General features: G+C 62.4%; 8 protein-coding genes, 3 tRNA genes and 1 riboswitch. Of the genes, 5 read left to right on the top strand and 6 right to left on the bottom strand.

Annotated features, from left to right (window positions below; genetic code table 11):
* Positions 1–483 precede the first annotated feature (483 nt).
* Positions 484–897 carry a hypothetical protein gene (locus tag IHN22_RS11610; RefSeq protein ID WP_191435508.1) on the top strand — a complete coding sequence of 138 codons (414 nt, stop codon included), beginning with the start codon at positions 484–486 and terminating at the stop codon, positions 895–897.
* Between the two features lie 48 nt (positions 898–945).
* Here the strand turns inward: IHN22_RS11610 and pflB are convergent, their stop codons facing one another.
* The 6 genes from pflB to vanR form a co-directional block, all read right to left on the bottom strand.
* The gene (pflB, locus tag IHN22_RS11605; RefSeq protein ID WP_191435506.1) at positions 946–3,189 is read right to left on the bottom strand and encodes a formate C-acetyltransferase; all 2,244 of its coding nucleotides are present in this window, start codon (positions 3,187–3,189) and stop codon (positions 946–948) included.
* A 16-nt stretch (positions 3,190–3,205) separates the two neighbouring features.
* Positions 3,206–3,928 carry a pyruvate formate-lyase-activating protein gene (gene pflA / locus IHN22_RS11600; protein ID WP_191435505.1) on the bottom strand — a complete coding sequence of 241 codons (723 nt, stop codon included), beginning with the start codon at positions 3,926–3,928 and terminating at the stop codon, positions 3,206–3,208.
* Positions 3,929–3,976: 48 nt separating this feature from the next.
* Positions 3,977–4,058, bottom strand: a riboswitch (ZMP/ZTP riboswitch).
* A gap of 88 nt (positions 4,059–4,146) precedes the next feature.
* Positions 4,147–4,222, bottom strand: a tRNA-Val gene (locus tag IHN22_RS11595).
* Positions 4,223–4,226: 4 nt separating this feature from the next.
* Positions 4,227–4,301: transfer RNA gene (locus IHN22_RS11590), tRNA-Glu, on the bottom strand.
* 69 nt (positions 4,302–4,370) lie between these two features.
* Positions 4,371–4,447 (bottom strand) — tRNA-Met (locus IHN22_RS11585).
* 237 nt (positions 4,448–4,684) lie between these two features.
* Positions 4,685–5,377 carry a VanR-ABDEGLN family response regulator transcription factor gene (gene vanR / locus IHN22_RS11580; protein ID WP_191435503.1) on the bottom strand — a complete coding sequence of 231 codons (693 nt, stop codon included), beginning with the start codon at positions 5,375–5,377 and terminating at the stop codon, positions 4,685–4,687.
* A 179-nt stretch (positions 5,378–5,556) separates the two neighbouring features.
* On the opposite strand from vanR, the gene IHN22_RS11575 reads away from it, so the two are divergent.
* Genes IHN22_RS11575 through IHN22_RS11560 form a run of 4 tightly spaced genes read left to right on the top strand, consistent with a single transcriptional unit; the run spans position 5,557 to position 8,950 of the window.
* The gene (locus tag IHN22_RS11575; RefSeq protein ID WP_191435501.1) at positions 5,557–6,042 is read left to right on the top strand and encodes a SprT-like domain-containing protein; all 486 of its coding nucleotides are present in this window, start codon (positions 5,557–5,559) and stop codon (positions 6,040–6,042) included.
* A gap of 6 nt (positions 6,043–6,048) precedes the next feature.
* Entirely contained in the window at positions 6,049–7,113 is a 1,065-nt protein-coding gene (locus IHN22_RS11570; RefSeq protein WP_191435499.1) for a lysylphosphatidylglycerol synthase transmembrane domain-containing protein, read from the top strand.
* The gene (locus IHN22_RS11565; protein WP_191435497.1) at positions 7,110–8,249 is read left to right on the top strand and encodes a sensor histidine kinase; all 1,140 of its coding nucleotides are present in this window, start codon (positions 7,110–7,112) and stop codon (positions 8,247–8,249) included. The genes IHN22_RS11570 and IHN22_RS11565 overlap by 4 nt, the downstream gene beginning before the upstream one ends.
* The gene (locus IHN22_RS11560; RefSeq protein ID WP_191435495.1) at positions 8,246–8,950 is read left to right on the top strand and encodes a GNAT family N-acetyltransferase; all 705 of its coding nucleotides are present in this window, start codon (positions 8,246–8,248) and stop codon (positions 8,948–8,950) included. Before IHN22_RS11565 ends, IHN22_RS11560 begins: the two co-directional genes overlap by 4 nt.
* Positions 8,951–9,056: the final 106 nt, after the last annotated feature.

Here is a 9,056-nt window from a genome sequence, read left to right as displayed (position 1 = left end):
CCAGGGCCGCGGCTCCTTCACCTTCCACTTTGTCCGCTATGAGGACGCGCCTCCCGCCGTCCAGGAGAAGGCCATCGCCGCCGCCAAGGCCATGCAGGCTGAGGAGGGCTAATCTGTCCTCACGCCTCTGCGCCTCGCCGCCAGTGCGGCGTCCCAAGCGTTTTGCCGCAGGCAAAACCTTGATGCCGGGCGGATTTATTCCGCCCGAGCAGATCAAATCTTTGGGGTCCCCACGGAACTGTAGTTCCGTGGGGCGGCCTATAAGAACAATATGTACGCCCTGCTGGGTAAGCTTGGTTACGAAGATAAAAAGGCGGAGCTGGAGGCCCGGCTGGGCTAACAGTAAACCTGACGGTCACCCAGGGGTGGCCTGTGGGAATTTTTTGTGAACTTGAGCAAATCAGTTGCAATCCCACGGTAAAAATGGTAACATAAATGCACCAGGCCGGGGTGGTCCCGGCGGACTAAGAAGGAGTGATAACTATGGTGAGAGTGATCATGGGGGTCAAGGGCACCGGTAAGACCAAGCAGATGATCGAGCTCATTAACTCCGCTGTTCACAGCGAGAATGGCAACGTCGTTTGCATTGAGCGCGGCCCCAAGCTGACCTATGACATTCACTATAAGATTCGCCTGGTTGAGGCCAGCCACTTTGATGTCTGCAACTTCGACTTTATGAAGGGCTTCATCAGCGGCCTCTATGCCGGCAACTACGATATTACCCACGTGTTCATCGACAGCCTGACCAAGATCGTGACCGCCGACGTCACCGATCACTCCGTGGAGGAGTTCCTGGATTGGCTGAACAGCTTCTCCGAGAAGAACAACATCAAGTTCACCGTCACCATCAGCGCTGACGAGTCTCTGGCCACCGAAGGCATCAAGAAGTACTTCTAATGAACGAAAAACCGCCCTGCCGAAGCAGGGCGGTTTTTTTATGACCTTTTACATCTGCTCGTGGAAGGTGCGCTTGATGACCTCCAGCTGCTGCTCCCGGCTCAGGCGGGAGAAATTCACCGCGTAGCCCGACACCCGGATGGTGAGGGTGGGGTACTGTTCGGGATGCTCCATGGCGTCCACCAGCAGCTGCCGGTTCATGACGTTGACGTTCAGGTGGTGGGCTCCCTGGAGGAAATAGCCGTCCAGAATATGCACCAGGTTGTCCACCCGCTCCCCCTGGCTCTTGCCCAGGGCGGAGGGCACGATGGAGAAGGTGTTGGACACGCCGTCCTGGCACACCGCCCGGTAGGGGATCTTGGCCACCGAGTTGAGGGAGGCCAGAGCGCCGCTCTTGTCCCGGCCGTGCATAGGGTTGGCGCCGGGGGCAAAGGGCTCCCCCGCCTTCCGGCCATCGGGGGTGGCACCCGTCTTTTTGCCGTACATCACGTTGGAGGTGATGGTGAGGGCGGACAGGGTGTGGATGGCGTTCCGGTACAGGGGGTGCTTCTTCAACTCGGCGGAGAAGTAGGACACCAGCTCCACGGCGATGTCGTCCACCCGGTCGTCGTCGTTGCCGTACTTGGGGAAGTCCCCCTCCACTTCGAAGTCCACGGCGATGCCGTTTTCATTGCGGATGGGGCGCACCTTGGCGAACTTGATGGCCGACAGAGAGTCGGCGGCGATGGACAGGCCCGCCACGCCGAAGGCGGCCAGCCGCTCCACCAGGGTGTCGTGGAGGGCCATCTGGCTGCTTTCGTAGGCGTACTTGTCGTGCATATAGTGAATGATGTTGATGGTGTCCACATAGAGCTCCGCCACATAGGACAGCACCTTTTTATAGTTGCCCAGCACCTTGGGATAGTCCAGCACCTCGTCGGTGTCCAGCTGGATGCCGGGCACCACTTTGATGCCCTTCTTCTCGTCCACGCCGCCGTTGATGGCGTACAGCAGGCTCTTGGCCAGGTTGGCCCGGGCCCCGAAAAACTGCATCTGCTTGCCCACCGCCATGGCGGAGACGCAGCAGGCAATGCAGTAGTCGTCGCCGTACATGGGCCGCATGAGCTCGTCGCTCTCATACTGGATGGAGTCGGTGTCGATGCTCATTTTGGCGCAGTAGTCCTTGAAGCCCTGGGGCAGATGGGGGCTCCACAGCACCGTCAGGTTGGGCTCGGGGGCGGTGCCCAGGTTGGTGAGGGTATGGAGCATCCGGAAGGAGCTCTTGGTCACCAGGGTGCGGCCGTCCACCCCCATGCCGCCGATGGACTCGGTGACCCAGGTGGGGTCGCCGCCAAAGAGCTCGTTGTACTCCGGGGTACGCAGGTGGCGCACCAGCCGCAGCTTGATGACAAACTGATCGATAAGCTCCTGGGCCCCCTGCTCGTCCAGCACGCCGTTGTCCAGGTCCCGCTGGATGTAGATGTCCAGGAAGGTGGACACCCGGCCCAGAGAGGTGGCGGCGCCGTTGTTCTCCTTGATGCCCGCCAGATAGGCCAGATACAGGTTCTGCACCGCCTCGTGGGCGTTCTCCGCCGGGCGGGTGATGTCGCAGCCGTACCTGGCGGCCATGGAGGCCATTTGCTCCAGGGCCCGGATCTGCATCTGGACCTCCTCCCGCAGGCGGATGCGCTCGTCGGTCATGGGGCCGTCGATCATGTCCAGGTCCTTTTTCTTCTCCTCAATGAGGAAGTCGGTGCCGTACAGAGGCACCCGGCGGTAGTCGCCCACGATGCGGCCCCGGCCGTAGGCGTCGGGCAGGCCGGTGAGCAGGCCCGCCGTTCGGGCCAGGCGGGTGCGCTTGGGGTAGGCGTCAAACACACCCTCGTTGTGGGTCTTGCGGTAGAGGCGGAAGTGGCGCTCAATCTCCGGGTTGAGCTGGTAGCCGTACTGCTCCAGGGCGGAGGTGGCGTTGCGGATGCCGCCGAAGGGGTTGACGATGCGCTTGAGAGGGGCGTCAGTCTGGAGGCCCACGATGACCTCGTTCTCCTGATCGATGTAGCCGGGGGCGAAGTTGTCGATGCCGGAGACGGCGTTTGTCTCCACATCAATGATCCCCTTCTTCACCTCCTCAATGATGAGGGCCTCGGCTTTTTTCCACACTGCCGCCGTTTTTGTGGAAACAGGGGCCAGAAAATCCCCATTTCCCGAATACGGAGTGTAATTCTTCTGAATGAAATTACGGACGTTCACCAAATGCCGCCACTCGCCGGTGCGAAACCCCTGCCAGGCGGTGCAATTTACATCAATGCTCATATGACGACTCCTTTTCTCAGGCCTGAACGCAGGTGCGGTTCAGGCGTTCATTCCAGTGCTCCAGGGCCGCCCCGTCCATGGGGGGCACCCCCTCCAGGGGGTAGGGCAGGCCCAGGGACGCATACTTGTGGACGCCCAGGGTGTGGTAGGGCAGCAGCTCCACCCGCCGGATGTGCCTGAGCCCCTTCAGATAGGCCTCCAGCCCGGCAAGGTGGGGCTCCCCGTCGGTGAGGCCGGGCACCACCACATGGCGGACCCAGAGGGGGACAGCGGCCTGCTGGGCCTGCTCCAGGAAGCGGTCAAAGGCCGCCATGGAGCCGCCGGTAACCTGCCGCCAACCCTCGGGGGTGTAGTGCTTCACGTCCAGCAGGATCAGGTCGGTGTGGGCCAGGATGGCCTCGTACTCCCCCAGGCCACACCCCGCCGTGTCCAGACAGGTGTGGATGCCAGCCTCATGGCACAGCGCCAGGCATTGGGCCAGGAACTCCGGCTGGAGCAGGGGCTCCCCGCCGGAGAAGGTGACCCCGCCGGTGCTGCCGTAGTAGGGCTTGAAGCGGACCAGCCGCTCCACCAGCTGCCGGGGAGTCATGGACTGGGCCTGGCCGTCCGGGGCCCAGGTGTCCGGGTTGTGACAGTAGCGGCAGCGCAGGGCGCAGCCCTGCAGAAAGACCACCGTGCGGATGCCGGGGCCGTCCACCAGCCCCATGGATTCCAGGGAGTGGACCCTCCCCTGTGTCATAGGGAACCATACCTCCTTTTTGCATGAAGAAAAGCCGACAGTCCGGGCTTCTCTCGCCCAGACGGTCGGCTTTTTACTATCATACTCCATGTGGTAGGCTCCACATTATCCGTCAGTCATATGATATTCTTTTTATAGCATGAGCATCCCCGCTTTGTCAAGCGGACGGACTTCTGCAAACAAAACAAAAAAGACATCCAAACGGATGTCTTTTTTGGTGGTGGAGACGACAGAACTCGAATCTGTGACCCCTTGCGTGTGAAGCAAGTGCTCTACCGGCTGAGCTACGCCTCCATATTGGTGACCCGTACGAGACTCGAACTCGTGTTACCGCCGTGAAAGGGCGGTGTCTTAACCACTTGACCAACGGGCCATGTTGCCCAAGCGGGCCGAACGCTCGGAAAAGGGACCCCAAAAGACGGCACGTGCCGTCTTTTGGGTCTGGTAGCGGCACCTGGATTTGAACCGGGGACACTACGGGTATGAACCGTATGCTCTAGCCACCTGAGCTATGCCGCCATTTGCACCCGGACGAACAGGGCAAGAGATAGTATATCCGAAGTGTCCCATTTTGTCAACAGCTTTTTCGCAATTTTTTTCAAAAAATTTCAGACGGGGGTTTTTAGTCGATCTTGTAGCCTACACAAGCGCGGGGACTTCCTGCGGGAAGTCCGGCGCAGAGCGCCAAGCCGCTCTCGCGGGCGGGAACCAGTTCCCCCCGCGGGCCCCCCTCCGCTCTCCGAGGGGACGGAGGATTCAGTCAATCTTGTATCCCACGCCCCATACCGTTTTAATGAATCTGGGGTTGCGGGAGGGCTCCCCCATCTTCTCCCGCAGGCGGCGGATGTGGACCATGACGGTGTTGTTCCGGTCCAGGTACTTCTCCCCCCACACGCTCTCAAAGAGCCGCTCGGCCGAAATGACCTGCCCCCGGTTTTCCGCCAGCATCCACAGGATGTCGAACTCGATGGGGGTGAGGTTGAGCTCCTTGTCGTACAGGGTACACTCGTGGGTGGCGCGGTTGATAACCAGGCCGTTGAAGTCCAGAATGTCCTTGCTGTCCCCCTTGTCGGCCTCGTTATAGCGGGTATAGCGGCGCAGCTGGGCCTTCACCCGGGCCATCAGCTCCAGGGGGTTGAAGGGCTTGGTGATATAGTCGTCCGCCCCGATGGTCAGCCCGGTGATCTTGTCCATGTCCTCCGCCTTGGCGGTGAGCATGAGCACCGGGAAATGGTGGTCCTTGCGGATCTCCCCGCACAGGACAAAACCGCTGATGTCGGGGAGCATCACGTCCAGGATGGCCAGGTCCACCGACCGGCTGTTCACCACCGCCAGGGCCTGGGTGCCGGTGTTGCACTTGTAGACGGTACAGCCCTCGCTCTGTAAATAGACCTCCACCAGATCGGCGATCTCGGGCTCGTCGTCCACCACCAGAATGTTGGCCTCCATAGCCATCCCCTCCTTTTGTCTCAATTATACCGGGCCGGTTGCAGTACCGTCAAGCAGGCGGGAAAAATGTCACAAAATCATAAGATAACCCGGCCCTTGTCCCCGAGGGTGACTTTTCCCGCTAATGGTGGTACAATATAAGTCTACAATTCTGATTCTTCCAGAGAGAGGGCTGTTCCATGCACGATGTTGACACCTTACTGGCCCGGGTGGTCGCCCAGGCCAAGGCTCTGGGCATCCCGGTCTCTCCCCGTATCCTCCCCCAGGTGCGCCTCAACCGCCGGGCGGTGACCCGGTTCGGCTGCTGCATCCGGCAGGCCGACGGCACCTACCGCATTGAGCTGGCCCAGCGGCTGCTGGAAGCCCCGGAGGAGGCCTGCCTCCAAACCCTGGCCCACGAGGTGCTCCACACCTGCCCCGGCTGCCGGGACCACGGCGTCCGGTGGAAGGCCTACGCCGGGCAGATGAACGCCGCCTACGGCTATACCATCTCCCGCACCGGCACCTGTGACCAGCTGGGGGTGGAGGATATCCGTCCCATCCGCCATCTGGTGGTGTGTACCAAGTGCGGCCGGCAGTTCCCCCGCGCCCGCCGCTCCCCCCTGGTGGCCCACCCGGAGCGCTACCGCTGCGCCTGCGGCGGCACCCTGCGCCGGGCGTATTAGAATGGAGTGAACATTACGAAAAAGCACAGCAAGGCCGCCCTGTTCAACCGCATTTTCTCCATCGCGGGTCTGAGCATCGGCGGCATCATTCTCATTGCGCTCATCGTCCATGTGACACGCACCATGGATCTGCGGACCCTGGTGGCCCAGGTACAGCCCGGCTGGCTGCTGCTGGCCGCCCTGTGCATCCCCTTCAGCGAGAGCGTGGACGCCATCCTGTTCTACGGTATGGGCAGGGCCGCCGGCTGCCCTATGAAGCTGACCGGCTGCTTCGACGCGGCCTATATCGGGGAATTTTACTACAAGCTGGGCCCCGCCGGAGCTCCCATCCAGCTCAAGCTGATGTACGACGCCGGGATGTCCGCCACCTACACCGCCTCCATCTACACCTGGAAGGCGGTGGCCAACACCATGGTGTACACCGGCTACGCCGTGGCCGCCCTGGCCTATGAGCTGATCTGGCGAAAGGCCAGCCTGGGCGCCGCCGTGGCGGGGGCCGGGGTGCTCATCGCCCTCTACCTCTTCCTGTGCGGCCTGGCGGTCTTTACCGCCCTCCGTCCCGCCCCCATCCAGCGGCTCATCCGCCGCATCCTCACCTTCCTGTCCCGGCACTGGAAGGTGATGGCCAAGGAGGGTATGGTGGACAAGGGCATGAACAAGGTGGAGGAATTCTGCCAGCAGCTGGGGGCCTTCCAGGGCAACAAACGGCTGCTGGTCTGGCTGTACGCCGGGATGTTTGTGGAGCTCACCGCTCTGTTCTCCATCCCCTTCTTCCTGTACCGGGGGCTGGGCCTCACCGGCTTCTCCTTCTGGGAGCTGGTGATGGTACAGTGCCTGGTGATGGTGCTCTCCCGCATCATCATGCTGCCCGGCAACGCCGGAGGCGCGGAGGGCAGCTTCTATCTGTTCATGGGTCCCATCTTCGGGGAACATCTGGCGGTGGGTATGGTGCTGTGGCGGTTCGCCTCCTTCCTGGAGGTGCTGCTGCTGGGCGGCGCCTGGTCGGTGGGCCGGTTCGCCAAGCGCTCCGCCGCCCGCCATCACGCCCAGGAAAAGGAGGGGCCCGCATGAAGGGAAAATACACCCGTCTCAAGCTGAAAATGCTGCTGGTGGTCATTGTGGGCACCCTCATCGCCGGAGCCGCCGGCATCTTCCTGCTGGAGGTGGTGGTGGACGGGGTGCTTCAGGACCCCTTCGCCCGGTTCTTCCTGTGGGCGGCCCAGACTCTCTTCGGCCAGAGCCCGGAGGATGCCGCCCACCTCTATCAGATCCTGATCCGGGACAATAAGCAGGAGATCCTCACCGTCTGCATCATGGTGCTCATGCTCATCGCCTTCTACCTGGCCATGGGCCGGTTCACCCACTGGCTGGAGGACATCCGGGCGGCCACCCGCCGCCTGGTGGAGGAGCGGGAGGACCCGGTGGTCCTTCCCCGGGAGCTCTCCCCCATCCAGGACGACCTGAACGCCATCCGCCGCCAGCTGGCCGCCCGGGAGCGGGCCGCCCAGGAGGCGGAGCAGCGCCGGGGGGATCTGGTGGCCTTTCTGGCCCACGACCTCAAGACTCCCCTTACATCCGTGGTAGGCTATCTGACCCTGCTCCACGATGACCCCGGCCTGGCTCCGGAGCAGCGGGCCAAATTTACCGGCATCGCTCTGGACAAGGCCCTGCGGCTGGAGGAGCTGCTGGGGGAATTTTTCGACATCACCAAAATGGACCTGGACAGCGGAGCGGGGGAGAAGGTACCCATCCAGCTGTCCATGCTGCTGGAGCAGCTGGCCGACGAGTTCTACCCCCTCTTTGCCGAAAAGAACCTCACCTGCGTGGCTGACATCCAACCCCATCTGGTGGTGCGGGGGGACCCGGACAAGCTGGCCCGGGTATTCGACAACGTGCTGCGCAACGCGGTGAGCTACTCCATCCCCGGGGGCACGGTGGATGTGGTGGCCAAGGCCATGGGCTCCTACACAGAGATCATCATTCAGGACGAAGGGCTGGAAATCCCTGAGGGAGAGCTGGCCAACATTTTTGAGAAATTCTACCGGCTGGACGCCGCCCGCTCCACCCGCACCGGCGGGGCGGGGCTGGGTCTGGCCATCGCCAAGGAGATCGTGGAGCTTCACGGCGGCTCCATCCGCTGCGAGAGCAACGGCAAGCTGACCAGCTTTATCATCTCCCTGCCCCTGTACCGAGGAGGAAAGGCATGACACAGAAAGAGACCGCCCTGGCCCGGCTGACGGGCAACCGGCTTTTGTACATCGATATGCTGGAGGTGCTCCGCCGGGGAACCGCCCAGATCCGCCGGGCAGGACCCGACGGGGTGCTGCTCTACGATCCCCCCAGCGAGGTGTGGTTCCTGGACGCTGAAACGCCCGCCGCCCTGGAGGAGATGCTTCCCCTGATGGAGGGGTGCGCCATCCTCACCGGCCATCAGATGTGGTACAAAGACAAGCTGGCCGCCCACTTCGGTTTTCAGACCGAACAGATCTGCCGCCAGTCGGCCTGGCTGGCCCCTCAGCCCCCCACCATCCCCCCTTTCGGCGGGGAGATCCGGCGGCTGGACCAAAGCTGGGCAGTGTGGACCGAGGAACACTACAGCCACTCCTTCGGCGGGGTGGCCTACATGGAGGACGCCATTGACCGGGGGATGCTGGGGGCCTTTGTGGACGGACAGCCCGCCGGATTCATTGCCACCCACGTGGAGGGGTCCATGGGGATGCTGGAGGTGCTGCCGGAGTATCGCCGCCGGGGCATTGGAGAGGCCCTGCTGCTGGCCATGACCGCCTTTTGCATGGAGCAGGGGCAGTACCCCTACGGCCAGGTGTTCACCGACAACGAGCCTTCCCTGGCCCTCCAGCGCAAGGTGGGCATGACCCTGTCGGAGGAGCTGCTGTTCTGGCTGTTCTGACAGATGCAAAAAGGGCCTGTTGCAAAATGCGCAGCTCGTACAAAGACCCGTCATTCCGAGAAAAACGGCCGCCCGGTGGGCGGCCGTTTTTCGTGGGAATCCGCCC

It is taken from the genome of Flavonifractor sp. An112 (assembly GCF_904377885.1).
Taxonomy (GTDB): Bacteria; Bacillota; Clostridia; order Oscillospirales; family Oscillospiraceae; genus Flavonifractor; species Flavonifractor avicola.
Note: the sequence above shows the minus strand (reverse complement) of the source record. Positions and strands in the feature narration are given on the sequence as shown.

Coding starts and splice junctions, on each gene's coding strand:
- IHN22_RS11610 (WP_191435508.1), top strand. CDS start 484: ATGGTGAGAGTGATCATGGGGGTCAAGGGCACCGGTAAGACCAAGCAG.
- pflB (WP_191435506.1), bottom strand. CDS start 3,189: ATGAGCATTGATGTAAATTGCACCGCCTGGCAGGGGTTTCGCACCGGC.
- pflA (WP_191435505.1), bottom strand. CDS start 3,928: ATGACACAGGGGAGGGTCCACTCCCTGGAATCCATGGGGCTGGTGGAC.
- vanR (WP_191435503.1), bottom strand. CDS start 5,377: ATGGAGGCCAACATTCTGGTGGTGGACGACGAGCCCGAGATCGCCGAT.
- IHN22_RS11575 (WP_191435501.1), top strand. CDS start 5,557: ATGCACGATGTTGACACCTTACTGGCCCGGGTGGTCGCCCAGGCCAAG.
- IHN22_RS11565 (WP_191435497.1), top strand. CDS start 7,110: ATGAAGGGAAAATACACCCGTCTCAAGCTGAAAATGCTGCTGGTGGTC.
- IHN22_RS11560 (WP_191435495.1), top strand. CDS start 8,246: ATGACACAGAAAGAGACCGCCCTGGCCCGGCTGACGGGCAACCGGCTT.